The sequence below is a fragment of the Pseudomonas sp. Sample_16 genome (assembly GCF_004307665.1).
Taxonomy (GTDB): Bacteria; Pseudomonadota; Gammaproteobacteria; order Pseudomonadales; family Pseudomonadaceae; genus Aquipseudomonas.
The window spans coordinates 1-15,298 of sequence record NZ_RCOB01000041.1 but is presented as its reverse complement, the minus strand read 5'-3'; the positions used below and the strand labels follow the sequence as shown (position 1 = coordinate 15,298).

General features: G+C 56.8%; 17 protein-coding genes. 4 read left to right on the top strand and 13 right to left on the bottom strand.

What is annotated here, in order from left to right:
- Positions 1-22: 22 nt before the first annotated feature.
- Both bfr and D8U69_RS05535 read right to left on the bottom strand, forming a co-directional pair.
- Positions 23-499: a bacterioferritin gene (bfr, locus tag D8U69_RS05540; RefSeq protein WP_056853603.1), complete on the bottom strand. Its 477-nt coding sequence runs from the start codon at positions 497-499 to the stop codon at positions 23-25.
- A gap of 198 nt (positions 500-697) precedes the next feature.
- Positions 698-916, bottom strand: coding sequence for a bacterioferritin-associated ferredoxin (locus D8U69_RS05535; protein ID WP_056853602.1), 219 nt, complete (start codon positions 914-916; stop codon positions 698-700).
- A 302-nt stretch (positions 917-1,218) separates the two neighbouring features.
- On the opposite strand from D8U69_RS05535, the gene D8U69_RS05530 reads away from it, so the two are divergent.
- Positions 1,219-1,821, top strand: a complete 603-nt coding sequence (locus tag D8U69_RS05530; protein ID WP_130906864.1) for a peroxiredoxin C — start codon at positions 1,219-1,221, stop codon at positions 1,819-1,821.
- Positions 1,822-1,902: 81 nt separating this feature from the next.
- Here the strand turns inward: D8U69_RS05530 and rnt are convergent, their stop codons facing one another.
- On the bottom strand, positions 1,903-2,580 hold the full coding sequence (rnt, locus tag D8U69_RS05525; RefSeq protein ID WP_056853601.1) for a ribonuclease T: 678 nt from the start codon (positions 2,578-2,580) through the stop codon (positions 1,903-1,905).
- Positions 2,577-3,623, bottom strand: coding sequence for a dihydroorotase (gene pyrC, locus D8U69_RS05520; protein WP_020799892.1), 1,047 nt, complete (start codon positions 3,621-3,623; stop codon positions 2,577-2,579). Before pyrC ends, rnt begins: the two co-directional genes overlap by 4 nt.
- A 159-nt stretch (positions 3,624-3,782) precedes the next feature.
- Here pyrC and D8U69_RS05515 point away from each other — a divergent pair, with 159 nt between their 5' ends.
- Positions 3,783-4,688, top strand: a complete 906-nt coding sequence (locus tag D8U69_RS05515) for an OmpA family protein (RefSeq protein ID WP_130906863.1) — start codon at positions 3,783-3,785, stop codon at positions 4,686-4,688.
- A 129-nt stretch (positions 4,689-4,817) separates the two neighbouring features.
- Entirely contained in the window at positions 4,818-6,035 is a 1,218-nt protein-coding gene (locus tag D8U69_RS05510; protein ID WP_020799894.1) for an argininosuccinate synthase, read from the top strand.
- 138 nt (positions 6,036-6,173) lie between these two features.
- On the opposite strand, the gene D8U69_RS05505 is transcribed toward D8U69_RS05510, so the two are convergent.
- Positions 6,174-6,815 carry a hypothetical protein gene (locus D8U69_RS05505; protein WP_056853599.1) on the bottom strand — a complete coding sequence of 214 codons (642 nt, stop codon included), beginning with the start codon at positions 6,813-6,815 and terminating at the stop codon, positions 6,174-6,176.
- 551 nt (positions 6,816-7,366) lie between these two features.
- Here D8U69_RS05505 and D8U69_RS05500 point away from each other — a divergent pair.
- Positions 7,367-7,993, top strand: coding sequence for a response regulator transcription factor (locus D8U69_RS05500; protein ID WP_056853598.1), 627 nt, complete (start codon positions 7,367-7,369; stop codon positions 7,991-7,993).
- 89 nt (positions 7,994-8,082) lie between these two features.
- On the opposite strand, the gene D8U69_RS05495 is transcribed toward D8U69_RS05500, so the two are convergent.
- The 8 genes from D8U69_RS05495 to metG form a co-directional block, all read right to left on the bottom strand.
- The gene (locus tag D8U69_RS05495) at positions 8,083-8,262 is read right to left on the bottom strand and encodes a hypothetical protein (RefSeq protein WP_056853597.1); all 180 of its coding nucleotides are present in this window, start codon (positions 8,260-8,262) and stop codon (positions 8,083-8,085) included.
- A 106-nt stretch (positions 8,263-8,368) separates the two neighbouring features.
- Positions 8,369-9,007 (bottom strand): endonuclease III, encoded by a 639-nt coding sequence (gene nth / locus D8U69_RS05490; RefSeq protein WP_056853596.1) that lies wholly within the window; start codon positions 9,005-9,007, stop codon positions 8,369-8,371.
- A gap of 24 nt (positions 9,008-9,031) precedes the next feature.
- On the bottom strand, positions 9,032-9,619 hold the full coding sequence (locus D8U69_RS05485; RefSeq protein WP_056853595.1) for an Rnf-Nqr domain containing protein: 588 nt from the start codon (positions 9,617-9,619) through the stop codon (positions 9,032-9,034).
- Complete coding sequence (locus D8U69_RS05480; RefSeq protein ID WP_130906862.1) at positions 9,612-10,223, bottom strand: RnfABCDGE type electron transport complex subunit G; 612 nt, start codon at positions 10,221-10,223, stop codon at positions 9,612-9,614. Before D8U69_RS05480 ends, D8U69_RS05485 begins: the two co-directional genes overlap by 8 nt.
- Positions 10,220-11,206 (bottom strand): RnfABCDGE type electron transport complex subunit D, encoded by a 987-nt coding sequence (locus D8U69_RS05475; protein ID WP_130906861.1) that lies wholly within the window; start codon positions 11,204-11,206, stop codon positions 10,220-10,222. Before D8U69_RS05475 ends, D8U69_RS05480 begins: the two co-directional genes overlap by 4 nt.
- Positions 11,193-12,206 carry an electron transport complex subunit RsxB gene (gene rsxB / locus D8U69_RS05470; RefSeq protein WP_130906860.1) on the bottom strand — a complete coding sequence of 338 codons (1,014 nt, stop codon included), beginning with the start codon at positions 12,204-12,206 and terminating at the stop codon, positions 11,193-11,195. The genes D8U69_RS05475 and rsxB overlap by 14 nt, the downstream gene beginning before the upstream one ends.
- A complete protein-coding gene (locus tag D8U69_RS05465) occupies positions 12,203-12,772 on the bottom strand; it encodes an Rnf-Nqr domain containing protein (protein ID WP_130906859.1) in 570 nt (189 codons plus the stop codon). Before D8U69_RS05465 ends, rsxB begins: the two co-directional genes overlap by 4 nt.
- Positions 12,773-12,896: 124 nt before the next feature.
- Positions 12,897-14,948: a methionine--tRNA ligase gene (metG, locus tag D8U69_RS05460; RefSeq protein ID WP_056853590.1), complete on the bottom strand. Its 2,052-nt coding sequence runs from the start codon at positions 14,946-14,948 to the stop codon at positions 12,897-12,899.
- Positions 14,949-15,298 lie beyond the last annotated feature (350 nt).

Genomic DNA, 15,298 nt, shown 5'->3' with positions numbered 1-15,298 from the left:
ATAGCAATTAATCGCGTCGAACTTACTCGTCTTCGCCCATCTGCGATTGCAGATAGTTCTCCAGACCAATCTTGTCGATCAGGCCCAGTTGGGTTTCCAGCCAGTCGATATGTTCTTCTTCGGACTCAAGGATGTCTTCAAGCAGTTCACGGCTACCGAAGTCGCCGACTTTCTCGCAATGCGCGATGGCGGCTTTCAGATCGGCGTGACCGGTTTTCTCGATACGCAGGTCGCACTCAAGCATTTCCTTGGTGTGCTCGCCGATGTGCAGCTTGCCCAGGTCCTGCACGTTCGGCAGGCCCTCGAGGAACAGGATGCGCTTGATCAGCTTGTCCGCGTGCTTCATCTCATCGATGGATTCGTGATACTCGTGTTTGCCGAGTTTGTTCAGACCCCAATCCTCATACATCCGTGCATGCAGGAAGTATTGGTTGATCGCGACCAGCTCATTGGCAAGGATCTTGTTGAGATGCTGGATGACTGTAATGTCGCCTTTCATGATGGGGTCCTGCCCTTTATTAGCTGTCTATAAGGCAGAGTTTGAGCCGCACAACTAAGAGTGTCAAACCTAAGTTATTGAATAATATATGAAAATTAATCGGAATAAGAATGTTTGTGTTCCGCGTCTAGCATCTAACTGGTTGATTTTCAGGCATAAAAAAACCGGACATCAGTCCGGTTCTTTGAAATGGGATATTCAGGCGGCGGTAAATTCTGCGGGAAAAGGAATCGCAGCTTGCGCGGTTTGCAGTTCCATCAGGGTTTCACGGACCACTTCCTTGGCCAGGCAGGCACATTTGCCACATTGACTGGCAACGCCTGTGGCTAAACGGACTTCTTTGTAGCTGCAGCATCCTTCATAGATCGCATCGCGGATTTTACCGTCGGTGACACCAGTGCAGAGGCAAACATACATAAGAGAAGACCGTCGCTTGTTTATGCTCGAATGCGATGGATCTTAATGTTAACGAGAATGATTGTCAAAGTGCTTTGAGGCAACATTTCTCCAGGGCTGACGAACGGTTTTTCTTCACTGCGCAGGCGCTGATTTTGCTCCTGCAATTTTACGCCAGCAGGAAAAACCGTTGAGGACAGGCCAAACACGCAGTGTATGATGGCCGGTCTTTGCGCAACGGATTTGTGTCACAGGGCTGTCGCCTGAGAGTGGCAGGCTGGCGCAAACCTTGTTATTCACGTTTCTACACCAGGAGATATCCAATGAGCGTACTCGTAGGCAAACAAGCCCCTGACTTCACCGTACCGGCCGTACTCGGCAATGGCGAAATCGTAGACAGCTTCACCCTGTCGTCGGCCATCAAAGGCAAATACGGCCTGGTGTTCTTCTACCCACTGGACTTCACCTTCGTTTGCCCGTCGGAGCTGATCGCTCTGGACAACCGCATGTCTGAGTTCAAGGCACGCAACGTTGAAGTGGTCGCGGTTTCGATCGATTCGCACTTCACCCACAACGCCTGGCGCAACACTCCGGTCAATAATGGCGGTATCGGCGAAGTCCGTTACACCATGGCTGCCGACATCAAGCAGGAAATCATGAAGGCCTACGACGTTCAGTCCGCTGACGGCGTAGCGTTCCGTGGCGCTTTCCTGATCGACGACAAAGGCGTTGTCCGTTCGCAGATCATCAACGACCTGCCGCTGGGCCGTAACATGGAAGAGCTGATCCGTCTGGTTGACGCTCTGCAATTCCACGAAGAGCACGGCGAAGTCTGCCCTGCCAACTGGAAAAAAGGCGACAAAGGCATGAACGCTTCGCCAGAAGGCGTTGCGGCTTACCTGACCGAGCACGCTGCCGCACTGTAAGGCGCACGCTCCAGCTTTAAAAAGCAGATAAAAAAAAACCGGCCTTAGAGGCCGGTTTTTTTATGGGGGGGCGGCGAGCTATCAGTCGTCGAAATCTTCCCAGCCACCCATTTGTTTCCAGCGATTGACGATGCCGCAGAACAGTTCGGCGGTTTTCTCGGTGTCATAGCGAGCCGAGTGAGCCTCGCGACCGTCGAAGTCGATATCCGCCGCCTGACAAGCCTTGGCCAGCACAGTTTGACCGTAGGCCAGACCGGCGAGGGTCGCGGTGTCGAAGCTGGAGAATGGATGAAACGGGTTGCGTTTCATGTCCAGGCGCGCGACCGCAGCGTTGAGGAAGCCCAGGTCGAAGCTGCTGTTGTGGCCGACCAGAATCGCCCGCTTGCAGCCATTGGCCTTGAGCGCCTTGCGCACGCCGCGGAAGATATCGTTCAGGGCAGTTTCTTCACTCACGGCCATGCGCAGAGGGTGATCGAGCTTGATCCCGGTGAACTCCAGCGCTGCCGCTTCGACGTTCGCGCCTTCGAAAGGCTCGACCCGGAAGAAGTAGGTGTGATCCGGGTAGACAAAACCCTTTTCATCCATGGCAATGGTGGTTGCGGCGATTTCCAGCAGGGCGTCGGTGGCCGAGTTGAAACCACCGGTTTCTACGTCGACGACAACTGGCAGATAGCCACGAAACCGTGCGGCCATCGGGTGACGGGAACCACCGCCACCGCCTTGGCCTTCCTGTTCGTCGTCGAAATGGTCTTCACTCACGCGTGTTCCTCCAGCAGGCGCCAGCGCAGTTTTTCACCGGCGCGCAGCGGGATAACGGTCAGCTCGCCAAACGGCAGGCTGGTTGGGGCAGTCCATTCTTCACGGACCAGGGTGATGCGATCGGTGTTTGCCGGCAGGCCATAGAAACGCGGGCCGTTGAGGCTGGCGAAGGCTTCGAGCTTGTCCAGTGCATTGCGTTGTTCGAACGCTTCGGCGTACATCTCGATCGCTGCATAAGCGGTGTAGCAACCGGCGCAACCGCAGGCGGCTTCCTTGGCATGCTGGGCGTGGGGCGCCGAGTCGGTACCGAGGAAGAATTTCTCGCTGCCACTGGTGGCGGCGTCGAGCAGGGCTTCCTGATGGGTGTTGCGCTTGAGGATCGGCAAGCAATAGAAGTGCGGCCGGATCCCGCCCACCAGCATGTGGTTGCGGTTGTACAGCAGGTGATGCGCGGTGATGGTCGCGCCAACGTTGGCCGAGGCCGAGTTGACGAACTGCACGGCGTCAGCGGTGGTGATGTGTTCGAACACCACTTTGAGCGTCGGGAAACGCTCGACTACACGGCGCATGTGCTCATCGATGAAGATTTTTTCGCGGTCGAAGACATCGACATCGCCGCGGGTGACCTCACCGTGGATCAACAAAGGCATTCCGACTTCGGCCATGGCCTCCAGTGCCGGGAAAATCTTGTCGATACTGGTGACGCCAGAGTCCGAGTTGGTGGTCGCGCCGGCCGGGTACAACTTGGCGGCGTGAACGAAACCGCTGGCCTTGGCCTCGCGAATTTCTTCAGGCTGGGTGCGATCGGTGAGGTACAGGACCATCAGCGGTTCGAACGGGCTGCCGGCCGGGCGGGCAGCGAGAATCCGCTGGCGATAGCCGTCGGCTTCAGCCGCATTGCGGACCGGAGGGACCAGGTTGGGCATGATGATGGCGCGACCAAAGGTGCGCGCGACATCCGCAACGGTATTGGTCAACACGGCACCATCGCGAAGATGAATGTGCCAGTCGTCGGGACGCAGCAGGGTCAGGCGGTCGGACATGAGGGGATTCCAGGCGGGTCAAACTGAGGGGAATGCTACCGGAAAAGACACTTGCAGGCACTCGCTATCAAGTTTTGCAGGAAGCTTCCGATATCCAACAGGTATGCCGTAAACATCTGTGTGTCGGTCTTTTTGTTGTAGAAGCCAGTGGAGCCTCCCGTGCGCCAGCGTTATTTAGCCTTGCTCAGTGTGTTTGCCAGCCTTCCCGCGATGGCGCTCACTTTCCAGACTCGTCTGGAGAGCATTGAGTGGACGGTCGAAGGTGACAAGTTCGAGTGCCGCTTGACCCAGCCGATCACCGATTTCGGCTCAGGGCAATTCGTGCGACGCGCTGGCGAGCAGGCGACGTTTCGTCTGAATGCCTATAACGCGATGCTGGGTGGAGGCTCGGCCACACTGTTGGCGGCGGCTGCGCCGTGGCAACCGGGGCGCGGTGACATCAATCTCGGCTCCGTTCGAATCGGCAGCGGCAACGTGCTGTTCAACAGTTCACAAGCGCAGGCCGGACGGCTGATCAGCGGCCTGATTGACGGTCGCAGCCCTGTGGTACGGCATTCTTCGGCGGATGGTCGGGTATCGGAAGTACGCTTGTTGCCGGTCAGGTTCAACAAGGCATTCGCCGATTACCAAAGCTGTGTGGCCAAATTGTTGCCGCAGAATTTCGATCAGGTCAAACAATCCGAAGTGGGTTTCCCCGGTGGCGGTATCGATCTGGATGCGGCAGCGAAAGCCAAGCTCCGGGTGATGCTGGAGTACATGAAGGCTGATCCGACGGTTAACCATATCGAACTTGACGGCCATTCCGACAACAGCGGTAACCGCCTGACCAATCGCGACCTGTCACGACGTCGAGCCTTGGCTGTGATGGAGTTCTTCAAGGCCAACGGGATCCAGGAATCGCAGATCACCCTGCGCTTTCACGGCGAAGCCTATCCGTTGGCGCCCAATATCAACAACGCCAATCGTTCGAGAAATCGTCGTGTGACCATACGTCTGGAACGGGGAGCACCACCCGAGCAGGTGGCACCTCAAGCCGTGAAACCGGCCACTTCAGCGACTTCCTGACTCTACGGTCATCGTCGCGCTCTCGACATAATCTGTCGCTTCGTCGTCATAAGCTGTCGCGCCACTGTAAATTATCCTGCATGAGCGGTAGACTTCTCGGCTTTCCGTAGAACCCCGTGGAGTGATGGCATGGCGGACGTAAACAAGGTCGTTCTGGCGTATTCCGGCGGCCTGGACACTTCGGTGATCCTCAAGTGGCTGCAGGATACTTATAACTGTGAAGTGGTGACCTTCACCGCTGACCTGGGTCAGGGCGAAGAGGTTGAACCTGCACGCGCCAAGGCTCAGGCCATGGGCGTCAAAGAAATCTACATCGACGACCTGCGCGAAGAGTTCGTGCGCGATTTCGTGTTCCCGATGTTCCGCGCCAACACCGTTTACGAAGGCGAGTACCTGCTGGGTACTTCCATCGCGCGTCCGCTGATCGCCAAGCGACTGATTGAAATCGCCAACGAAACCGGCGCTGACGCCATTTCCCACGGCGCCACCGGTAAAGGCAACGACCAGGTTCGTTTCGAACTGGGCGCCTATGCTTTGAAGCCAGGCGTAAAAGTGATTGCTCCGTGGCGCGAGTGGGACCTTCTGTCCCGCGAGAAGCTGATGGACTACGCGGAAAAACACGCGATCCCGATCGAGCGTCACGGCAAGAAGAAATCGCCGTACTCGATGGATGCCAACCTCCTGCACATCTCTTATGAAGGCGGCGTGCTGGAAGACACCTGGACCGAACACGAAGAAGACATGTGGCGCTGGACCGTTTCCCCGGAAAAGGCTCCTGACAAGCCGCAGTACCTGGAACTGACCTACCGCAACGGCGACATCGTTGCGCTGGACGGCGTCGAAATGACTCCGGCCACCGTTCTGGCGACGTTGAACCGTATTGGTGGTGAACACGGTATCGGTCGTCTCGACATCGTCGAGAACCGTTACGTGGGCATGAAGTCCCGTGGCTGCTACGAAACCCCTGGCGGCACCATCATGCTGCGCGCCCACCGTGCGATCGAGTCGATCACCCTGGACCGCGAAGTCGCTCACCTCAAAGACGAGTTGATGCCTAAGTACGCCAGCCTCATCTACACCGGTTACTGGTGGAGCCCTGAGCGTCTGATGCTGCAACAGATGATCGATGCGTCCCAGGCCCACGTGAACGGTGTCGTGCGTCTGAAACTGTACAAGGGCAATGTCATCGTCACCGGCCGCAAGTCCGATGAGTCGCTGTTCGACGCCAACATTGCTACCTTTGAAGAAGATGGCGGCGCCTACAACCAGGCCGACGCGGCAGGCTTCATCAAGCTTAACGCCCTGCGTATGCGCATTGCAGCCAACAAGGGTCGCAAGCTGTTCTGAGACCTTTGAGTCGGAAATGAATTTGTGGCCTCCTCATCGAGGAGGCCACAAATTTGCAGATGCTGTTTTTTATCTGAAATCTCAATATCACGTTGTCGGGTACCTCCCTCCGCTTTCATCACCGTCGTGTGGTGTACGTCAGTGGCAAGATTCAAGAACTGTCACTCTCTTTGAACATAAATTGTAAACAACATAAAAAGTAGCGTTGCTGCGTTTTCTTGTCTGCTTTAAAAGGTTGAGTGCGCCTTCCTTGAGGCATTTTTCCGATTCTGTATCCGCGATAAATAAAACTGCCTGACAGTGTTTTTCCCGTGGCTTTTTTATGGCCTGGGACAAGGCACTGAATTCGATTGTCTTGTTGAGTTGACGTGCATCGATGATCTGCAGGCTATTTGCTGGCTGAGACAGTCGAATACGTTGTTCGCCTGCGGTTTGCCGCGAGTCGATGTCGTCGGGAGGGGATTGTGCGTTGGGAGAGCGAGATGCAGGCGGAACATCTGTTGCCTCATTTTCCCGGTTATCCATTTCACCAAGGGCTTCTATGAAATGCTCGCCCTTTTCATAGTCCGAAGGCGCGTACAACGATCGATAATTGAAGTTGAGTGTCGCAAAGAAAAGAAGAAGCAAATAAAAGGGAAAGCTTATCAAGAACCAAATATAGATCTCCCTTTCTCTGTTATCCAGTAAAGGTAATATCACTGCTGCTGAAGTCTCAGACAGTGTTGCGAATATGGCGATAACGGTAATGGGGTTTGCGATTCTTTTTTTGGGAATTTTCATGTGTTGTACTCATATTGGTTGTCTATTCTCTAATGGATTGAAATTTTATGGGTTGTATTGCAGTGGTTGGTTTATTGCGGTTGATTGGCTGTAGTCCCTTAAAAAGGTTCGTTGCTGGTTTTTAAAAATATACCCTGTTTGTTTCGGTGTGGGTTGTATTGTTTTAATGGTTGTTCAGTTCTTGAATTTTTCTGTAAGGGTGAGTGGAACTTCCTGTGCGATCTTTCCTTTTTCAGTGTTTGGCACTAAAAGTATCTGTTGCGTTGAGGGGAATGGAAGGGCAGATTGTGTTCGGCGGGAAAAAAATAGAGTCGATAAAGGTTTGTGTTTGTTGTGAATTGATACAAAAAACCACCGTTGAAAAAACACATGCACAATGCGGATACAGTTTTCCAGAGGCGGAGTTCGAGGGTTTTTTGTAAGACTAATCCGCGATGTTTGTAGGGAATGTCTTTCGCTGTAGATGCCCGGGGGGCGCGGCATGCCATGGGGGAAACGACTACGCTATTGTGCGGGCTCTAAAAATTCGAACAGCGAAATTGGACTTGCCCATGAATAAAGTGCTGATCGTGGATGATCATCCCGTCATTCGTCTTGCGGTACGTATGCTGATGGAACGTCATGGCTACGAAGTCGTTGCTGAAACAGACAATGGTGTGGATGCATTACAACTTGCCCGTGAACAAATGCCGGACATTGTCATTCTGGATATTGGAATACCAAAACTCGATGGCCTGGAAGTTATCGCACGATTGAGTTCGGCAGCCTTACCGATGAAAGTATTGATATTGACTTCACAGGCACCTGGGCATTTCTCCATGCGATGCATGCAATCCGGTGCTGCCGGATATGTTTGCAAGCAACAGGACCTGACGGAGTTGCTCAGTGCAATAAAGGCTGTTCTGTCCGGTTACAGTTACTTCCCCAATCAAGCATTGCACACCGTGCGTGCCAGTTTGGGCAACGCCAGCGAAGCCGATATGGTGGATCGCCTGTCGGGGCGGGAGATGATGGTTCTACAACAGCTGGCTCGGGGCAAGACCAACAAGGAGATTGCCGATGGGATGTTTCTCAGCAACAAAACCGTCAGTACCTACAAGACGCGGTTGTTGTTGAAGCTTAATGCGCGCTCTCTGGTCGACCTGATCGAGCTGGCTCAGCGCAATGGGCTTGTCTGATTGCGCAGCGTTGACGACACCGGATAAGCGGGCACTTGTCACGGTTCAGCATTTAGCAAAAAGCCTCCGTTTCGGGAGGCTTTTAGATGTCATAAGTCAAAATCGTAATCGGCCAATTGCTTTTGCAGTCGGCGCTCCTCCAGCAGATTGTCGATGGTGCGGCGTTTGCTCAGGTTGGTTTTGGCTACTTCCACCACCGGCTCGGCATCGTCAGCCTCAACGGGGATGAAGTCGTCTTCTACGTCCAATTGCTCTTTGCCAGTGCTCATGTAGTTACTCCAGGCTAAGAAGGCCTTTGGGGCTCCTTATATCGACAATCTCCTGGCGGGTAAAAAAGATTTTTTCAATCGATGAATCAGTAATTCTAATAGAGCCTCAATCGTCCGAGGTCTTGTGCTTGTATTCACACAGGTCTTCGATACGACAACTGCCACAACGCGGCTTGCGGGCCAGGCATACATAGCGCCCATGCAGGATCAACCAGTGATGTGAGTCGAGCAGGTACTGTTTGGGCACGAACTTCATCAATTTGTGCTCGACCTCGACGACATTCTTGCCAGGTGCAATGCCGGTGCGGTTGCTGACCCGGAAAATGTGGGTGTCCACCGCCATGGTCAGCTGCCGGAATGCGGTATTGAGCACGACGTTGGCAGTCTTGCGGCCAACCCCGGGCAGGGCTTCCAGTTCCTCTCGGGTCTGCGGCACTTCACCTGCATGGCGCTCGACCAGCAACCGACATGTCTCGATGACGTTTTTTGCCTTGCTGTTGAACAGGCCGATAGTCTTGATGTATTCGGACAGTCCTTCAACGCCCAACGCATGAATAGCCGCAGGGGTGTTGGCGACCGGAAACAGTTTTGCCGTGGCCTTGTTGACTCCAACGTCGGTCGATTGCGCCGAAAGAATAACGGCGATCAGCAATTCGAACGGTGAGGAGTAGGCCAGTTCGGTCTTTGGTTCCGGGTTGTCTTCATGCAGCCTGCGGAATATTTCCAGACGTTTTGCAGCATTCATGGGCAGTGCGTGTCCTCGAGGGCGTCAGTGTGAAGGTGTCGGGCGATGCCAGGCTTGCCATGCGGCGATCAGCAGACCCAGGAGAATAAAACCGCCTGGAGCCAGCGTAGCCAGGCGTAAGCCACCGTCGGTGGTCAGTCCCCAGCCTTGCCATTGCGCGTGCGTTGCAGCGACCAACCACGACAAGTGATGACCCAGTGTCCCGTAACCAATGAATTCGCGCAGCAGTCCGAGGCCGACCATCAGGGCGCCGAACAGCCCATACAGGCGCAGGCGGTCTCGCCAGGTGCTCTGAAAGAATCCGTTGTGTTCCAGCACGACACATTGCAAAGCAAGCAGCGCCGCATAGATCCCTATTTGATGATGCCATTGCAACGACCAGACTTGTGCGCCGAGTTCCGCGCAACTGGTGAGCGTGGCCGAAAGCAGCACGCTTGCCCACAAATGCGTTGCCGGGAGCAAGCGTGGTCGCAAGATGTTCATGCCAAGGCCAAACGCGCTGATCACGACAACGAACATCAACCACAGGCCCAATGCGCTCGCCAGTGAGCCGGTGACGCCAATGAGCGGTGCGAGCATCAATGAGCACGGCAGCAACGATGTTTTACTCATGGCCGGCGCTCCCGAGCAGTTGTTGCCGATGCTCATCAAAATAACGCAGCGCGTCGTGGGTGGCGTTGATCACTGCTCGTGAGGTAATGGTCGCCCCCGCCAATTGATCGAACTGCCCGAGATCCTTTTTCAAGGCCCAGCCCTTGTCGTCAGGATCAAAACGAGACTTGCCGGTAAACGATTGGAGCCAGGCGTTGGGCCAGTCGGCGATTCGTGCGCCGAGCCCCGGGGTTTCCGCTTGTTTGAGTGTTTTGACGCCGATCAGCCTTGCGTTGGCGTCAATGGCAATCAGCAGGTCGATAGCGCCCGCGTAACCCAGGGTCTGGCTGCGCAGCAACACAGCGTACGGTTGACCGGCCTTGGTCGCTCGGTAGCCGGCCATAAGGGTACTGTTGCCCAACGCGGTGTCCTGGAGTGTGAGCGGCTGTTCCAGCGGCTGATTGTCGTAGCTGACAGGTGGTAGCAGATCCAGCAGGTTGCGACTGTCGATCAAGCGCTGCTCGGCGGCGATGCGCGGCGCACTGTTGAGCTGCGCGAGATAACTCAGGCCTATGCCAAACGCGCCCAGTAAAACCAGGATCGCAACGCTCGACGCACGATTCATGATGCGCTCTGCTCCTGACGAGCGATTGCAAACCTCTCCAGCGCCGGAACGCAGAGGTTCATCAAAAGCACGGCGAAGGCGACGCCGTCCGGGTAGCCGCCCCAGGTACGAATCAGGTACGTCAACAGCCCGACCCCGGCGCCAAACAACAGGCGGGCTATGGGGCTTTTGGCGCCAGATACCGGTTCCGTAACGATGAAGAATGCCCCCAACATGGTTGCACCGGTGAGCAGGTGAAACAGCGGTGAACCGTGGGAGTCAGAGCCCGAGCCGTTCCAGCACAACAGACTGATAACGAACAGACTTGCCAGCATGCCGACCGGCGCATGCCAACTGAACACTTTACGTTGCAGCAAAAATGCGCCGCCGGCGAGGAATGCCAGGTTCACCCACTCCACACCGCGGCCGCCGAAGTGACCAAACGCCGGGTTCGCCGAAAACAGTTCGTCCATTGTCAGGCTTTTGTTGATCCGCAGACTGTCCAGTGCCGTGGCCCGGACCCACGCATCCGGTGCCTGTCCAAAGCCAAACACCTGTTGTAAAGCACTCGACAGGTCCATGCCGTGGGATGACGGCCAATGGGTCATCTGTTGCGGGAATGTCACCAGCACCAGAGCAACACCCAGCATCGCCGGATTGAACGGGTTCGATCCGACACCGCCATACAAGTGCTTGCCCAATACCATCGCGAACGCGGCGGCACTGACGGTCAGCCACCACGGACAATAGGGTGGCAGGGCCAACGCCAACAGGGTTGCGCTGACCAACGCGCTGCCGTCGCTCAAGCTGGCCCCGAGTGGTCGCTTGCGCAGGTGCAACATGGCCGCTTCGACCGACAATGCAGCGATGCCGGCCAATATCAGATTGATCAACACGCCCCAACCGTACAGCCAGAACATCATCAGTGCTCCGGGCAGGGTGGCCAGCAGCACCAGTTTCATGGCCTGCTGCAAGCGATCGTCAACTGACTCAAGAGACGGCATAGGCTTCCACCTGGCGTTCGGCCTCGTTGAGGGCACGCTGCAGGGCTTCGATCTGTTCGGCGGAGGCTTCGCTGGTCTGGGCTTTTTTAAGTTCGGCGCGGCGCATGGCCAGCTGGATTTTTGCCCGTTTCAACTCGGCATCGTTTGTCGCCGCTGCCGGACGCGGCACTGGGACCGACGGCGCGACATTTTCCAGTTGCGTCAACGTACGTTCGGCTGCTTCGAACTGCTGCTGCAGGACGACGAGTTGCGACTGCTGTTCAAAGGTGGGCGGATGGCCGAAAGCCTTCAGCGACTTGTGCAATTGTGCCCGGCTCATCGCGACGTCGATCTTGGCTTTTTTCAGCGCCGCATCGGCATTCGCCGTTTTTTGCGCGCGGACGCGTTCAAGGGCGGCTTGCACTGGATCGAGTGCGGCTTCAACGGGCTGCGGCGTTCGCTGCAAGCGAGCCTGGCGCTCGGCTGCCTTCTGTTGTTCTTCGCGTTGCAAACGGGCGTTGCGCTGTTCGAACCGGCGTCGTGCATGACTGCGCTTCTCGGCACGGGCTCGTTGATCGTCAAGACTGAATGCCAGACCGCCGACAATCGGCACAACGGTCTCCATCGGCAGCGGACGCATCTCGATGCAATCGACCGGGCATGGCGCCACGCAGAGATCGCAACCGGTGCATTCGTCGATGATCACCGTGTGCATCAGTTTTGCCGCGCCGACGATGGCATCGACGGGGCAGGCCTGGATGCACTTGGTGCAGCCAATGCATTCGGCTTCGCGAATGTAGGCGATCTGCGCCGGGGCTGAACCTCGGCTGACGTCCAGTTCCAATACCGGCACGTTCAGCAGTTGGGCCAGGGCATTGATGGTTTCGCTGCCACCCGGGGGGCACTTGTTGATCGGCTCGCCTGCGGCGATGCCCTCGGCGTAAGGTTTGCATCCTGGGTGGCCGCACTTGCCGCATTGAGTTTGCGGCAGGAGGGCGTCGATGCGTTGAATCAGACTCATGTTTTGATCAGTCCGCTGAATCCGAGAAAAGCCACTGCTATCAAGCCGGCACCGATCAGGTCGATCGGCAAGCCGCGAAAGGGCAGTGGAACATCGTTATCGAGTGTGCGCTGGCGCAAATCGTTGAAAAGACTCAGCACCAGCCAGAAACCCAGACCGCATCCCAGGCTCAATGCCGTGGCATGGAAAAGACCGTTGTCGTCCTGAACATTGAACAGTGTCACTCCCAGGACGCCGGCATTGCCTGCCAGTAGCAACCACAGGCCTTCGAACGAAAGCTTGGGCATCAACCGCGCAAGCAGTTTGAGCAGGGGGGCGATCAGCAGGACGCTCAGTGGCAGAAAGACGAACAGGCGCAGGGCTGCCAGATCCAGTGGCACCAGTAGCCAGCGGTACAGTGCATAGCCGACTACGCCTGCCATCAACATCAGGCATGTCGTCGCGATGCCGAGCGCATGGACCTGCCGGCGCTCGCTGCCCAACAGCGGATCGACGCCCAGCGGCCAGTGCAACACGAGGTTGTTGATCAAGGCTGCACTGAAGAGCGTCAAAAGCGTATCGGTCATGATTGTCCATATCCGCTGCCGGATAACCCTGTAGGTGAAGCCACACCTGATGGATAGTATGGGCCAGACATGAAAATCCCACAGCCGCGCCAGGCACGACTGTGGGATCGATTCAGCGCAAAATCTACTTGATGCGCTGACCTGGCTTGGCGCCACTGTCCGGGCTGAGCAGGTAGATTTCTTCACCGCCAGGGCCGGCCGCCATCACCATGCCTTCGGAGATGCCGAACTTCATTTTCCGTGGCTTGAGGTTGGCGATCATCATGGTCAGGCGACCATCGAGCTTGGACGGATCCGGGTAGGCACTCTTGATCCCGGAGAACACGTTGCGTTGCTCGTCACCGATATCAAGGGTCAGGCGCAACAGCTTGTCGGCGCCTTCCACGTGTTCGGCCTTGACGATCAGCGCCACGCGCAGATCGACTGCGGCGAAGGTGTCGAAGTCGATTTCTGGCGACAGCGGGTCTTTGGCCAGTTCGCCGTTGCCGGCAGGTGCGGCTTCGCCGGTGTCGGTCTGGCTGGCGGTCAGGTCTTCTTTCGAAGCGTCGGTCATGGCTTGCACTTTCACCGGGTCGATCCGGGTCATCAACGGCTTGAACTCGTTCAACTGATGGTTGGCGAGCAAGGTTGCGTGGTCGTTCCAGGTCAGCGGTGCGACGTTGAGGAACGCCTCGGCATCGGCGGCCAGCAACGGCAGCACAGGCTTGAGGAAGATCACCAGTTGGCGGAACAGATTGACGCCGGTGGCGCAGATCGCCTGGACTTCATCCTGTTTGCCTTCCTGTTTGTTCAGCGACCACGGTGCCTTGTCGGCAATCCAGGCGTTGGCGCGATCGGCCAGGCCCATGATCTCGCGCATGGCGCGGGCGAAATCGCGGGCTTCATAGGCGTCGGCGATGCTTGGCGCGGCGGCCAGGAAGGCTTCGGTCAACTCTGGCGCAGCGTTGGTGTCGACCATCAGGCCGGCATTGCCCTTGTGGATAAAACCGGCGCAACGGCTGGCGATGTTGACGACTTTGCCGACCAGGTCGGAGTTGACCTTCTGCACGAAGTCTTCGAGGTTCAGGTCGAGGTCGTCGACGCCACGGCCCAGTTTGGCCGCGTAGTAGTAGCGCAGGTATTCCGGCGACAGGTGATCCAGGTAGGTCCGGGCCTTGATGAAGGTGCCACGGGACTTGGACATTTTCTGGCCGTTGACGGTCAGGTAGCCGTGCACGTTGATGCCGGTCGGCTTGCGGTAGCCGGCGCCTTCGAGCATGGCTGGCCAGAACAGGGCGTGGAAGTTGACGATGTCCTTGCCGATGAAGTGGTACAGCTCGGCGGTGGAGTCCTTGCCCCAGAACGCATCGAAGTCCAGCTCCGGCGTGCGGTTACACAGGTTCTTGAAGCTCGCCATGTAGCCGATTGGCGCGTCCAGCCACACATAGAAGTACTTGCCCGGCTCGCCCGGGATTTCAAAACCGAAATACGGCGCATCGCGGGAAATGTCCCACTGCTGCAGGCCGGCATCCAGCCATTCGGCAATCTTGTTCGCCACGGCGTCTTGCAGGGTGCCGCTGCGGGTCCAGGCTTGCAGCATTTCCTGGAAGTCCGGCAGCTTGAAGAAGAAGTGCTGGGAGTCCTTGAGCACCGGCGTGGCGCCAGAGATCGCCGACTTCGGATCCTTCAGGTCGGTCGGCGCGTAGGTGGCGCCGCATTTTTCGCAGTTGTCGCCGTACTGGTCTTCGGTGCCGCATTTCGGGCAGGTGCCCTTGATGAAGCGATCGGCCAGGAACATTTTCTTTTCCGGGTCGAAGTACTGCGTGATCGAGCGTTGGGCAATGTGCCCGGCGTCGCGCAGCTTGAGGTAGATCTGGCTCGACAGCTCACGGTTTTCTTCGGCGTGAGTGGAGTGGAAGTTGTCGAAGTCCACCAGGAAGTCGGCAAAGTCGGCGCTGTGTTCAGCCTGGACATTGGCGATCAGTTGTTCCGGGGTGATGCCTTCTTTTTCTGCGCGCAGCATGATCGCCGAACCGTGGGCGTCGTCAGCGCAGACATAAATGCATTGGTTGCCGCGGTGCTTCTGGAAGCGCACCCACATATCGGTCTGGATGTATTCCAGCATATGGCCAAGGTGGATCGAACCATTGGCATAGGGCAGGGCGCTGGTGACGAGGATCTTGCGTGGCTCGGACATGGGGCTCGGCTACTTGATGAAACGGAGGTCGGCCACTATAAAGCGCCAGCGCATAATTTTCACCCTGTGCACCTGTATCCGGTTGCATCGGATGCTCAAACCCGAGTCCGGGCAGTTTGAAGAAGAAAGGGCTGTTGTGGCGAGGGAGCTTGCTCCCGCTGGGTGGCGAAGCCGCCCCGAACCCTGCAACACGGCGCTGTCAGGAGGATCGCGTCAACCTGATTGCGACTGCTGCGCAGCCGAACGGGAGCAAGCTCCCTCGCCACAGGCACAAATAGCTCCCTCCCCACAGGGGTGTGTTTGCCACAAATCATCAGTGGGCATGCCGTCCTTGAGCTGATGCTCAAACC

Coding starts and splice junctions, on each gene's coding strand:
- bfr (WP_056853603.1), bottom strand. CDS start 499: ATGAAAGGCGACATTACAGTCATCCAGCATCTCAACAAGATCCTTGCC.
- D8U69_RS05535 (WP_056853602.1), bottom strand. CDS start 916: ATGTATGTTTGCCTCTGCACTGGTGTCACCGACGGTAAAATCCGCGAT.
- D8U69_RS05530 (WP_130906864.1), top strand. CDS start 1,219: ATGAGCGTACTCGTAGGCAAACAAGCCCCTGACTTCACCGTACCGGCC.
- pyrC (WP_020799892.1), bottom strand. CDS start 3,623: ATGTCCGACCGCCTGACCCTGCTGCGTCCCGACGACTGGCACATTCAT.
- D8U69_RS05510 (WP_020799894.1), top strand. CDS start 4,818: ATGGCGGACGTAAACAAGGTCGTTCTGGCGTATTCCGGCGGCCTGGAC.
- D8U69_RS05505 (WP_056853599.1), bottom strand. CDS start 6,815: ATGAAAATTCCCAAAAAAAGAATCGCAAACCCCATTACCGTTATCGCC.
- D8U69_RS05500 (WP_056853598.1), top strand. CDS start 7,367: ATGAATAAAGTGCTGATCGTGGATGATCATCCCGTCATTCGTCTTGCG.
- D8U69_RS05495 (WP_056853597.1), bottom strand. CDS start 8,262: ATGAGCACTGGCAAAGAGCAATTGGACGTAGAAGACGACTTCATCCCC.
- nth (WP_056853596.1), bottom strand. CDS start 9,007: ATGAATGCTGCAAAACGTCTGGAAATATTCCGCAGGCTGCATGAAGAC.
- D8U69_RS05485 (WP_056853595.1), bottom strand. CDS start 9,619: ATGAGTAAAACATCGTTGCTGCCGTGCTCATTGATGCTCGCACCGCTC.
- D8U69_RS05480 (WP_130906862.1), bottom strand. CDS start 10,223: ATGAATCGTGCGTCGAGCGTTGCGATCCTGGTTTTACTGGGCGCGTTT.
- D8U69_RS05475 (WP_130906861.1), bottom strand. CDS start 11,206: ATGCCGTCTCTTGAGTCAGTTGACGATCGCTTGCAGCAGGCCATGAAA.
- rsxB (WP_130906860.1), bottom strand. CDS start 12,206: ATGAGTCTGATTCAACGCATCGACGCCCTCCTGCCGCAAACTCAATGC.
- D8U69_RS05465 (WP_130906859.1), bottom strand. CDS start 12,772: ATGACCGATACGCTTTTGACGCTCTTCAGTGCAGCCTTGATCAACAAC.
- metG (WP_056853590.1), bottom strand. CDS start 14,948: ATGTCCGAGCCACGCAAGATCCTCGTCACCAGCGCCCTGCCCTATGCC.